The sequence below is a fragment of the Frigidibacter sp. MR17.24 genome (genome assembly GCF_037095655.1).
GTDB lineage: Bacteria > Pseudomonadota > Alphaproteobacteria > Rhodobacterales > Rhodobacteraceae > Frigidibacter.
This window is the reverse complement of sequence record NZ_JBAWKE010000032.1, coordinates 1-791: the sequence shown is the minus strand read 5'-3', so window position 1 is coordinate 791 and position 791 is coordinate 1. Positions and strand designations below refer to the sequence as shown.

Annotated in this window: 1 protein-coding gene; it reads left to right on the top strand. The window is 62.1% G+C overall.

Annotated features, from left to right (window positions below):
• Window positions 1-63: 63 nt before the first annotated feature.
• Window positions 64-791, top strand: a protein-coding gene (locus V8J39_RS23520; protein WP_336463407.1) for an IS5 family transposase whose coding sequence is annotated in 2 segments (ribosomal slippage) — window positions 64-388 and window positions 388-791 — 729 coding nt annotated over the 2 segments. Because the reading frame shifts where the segments join, the coding sequence is not laid out codon by codon here. This gene is flagged as partial in the annotation.

Below are 791 nucleotides of genomic sequence, written 5' to 3'. Positions count from 1 at the left end.
TAGGCTCAGGACCCATTGATCTGCCTGGCTCGTCGTGATTCACGGCTCCGCAAGGAGGCGGATATGACGAGCAACCTGTTCTGGCTGACAGAGACCCAGATGGAGCGCCTTCGGCCCTTCTTCCCGAAGAGCCACGGGCGCCCTCGCGTCGATGACCGCCGCGTCCTAAGCGGTATTATCTTCATCAATCGTAACGGCTTGAGGTGGCGGGATGCGCCTTCGGAGTATGGACCGCCGAAGACGCTCTACAATCGCTGGAAGCGATGGAGCGAGCTTGGCGTCTTTGCCAGGATCTTCGAAGGGCTGGCCGCGGAGGCCCCCGATCCTGCGACTATCATGATCGATGCGACCTACCTGAAGGCCCATCGCACGGCATCCAGCCTGCGGGCGAAAAAGGGGGGCGTGGACGCCTCATCGGCCGCACGAAAGGCGGGATGAACACCAAACTTCACGCGGTCACTGACGGTGAGGGCCGCCCACTGCGGCTCTTCATGACCGCGGGCCAACTGAGCGACTACACCGGCGCACGGGCCATGCTGCGCGAATTACCACCTGCAAAATGGTTGCTCGGCGATCGCGGCTATGATGCCGATTGGTTCAGAGACGGATTGAAAGACAAAGGCTTGCGGGTCTGCATCCCGGGACGGAAGGGGCGGAGGATCCCGGTCCGATACGATCGGCGACGCTACAAGCGCCGGAACCGGATCGAGATCATGTTCGGCAGGCTGAAGGACTGGAGGCGTGTTGCGACGCGCTACGACAGATGCCCGAAGGTCTTCCTCTCGGCCATC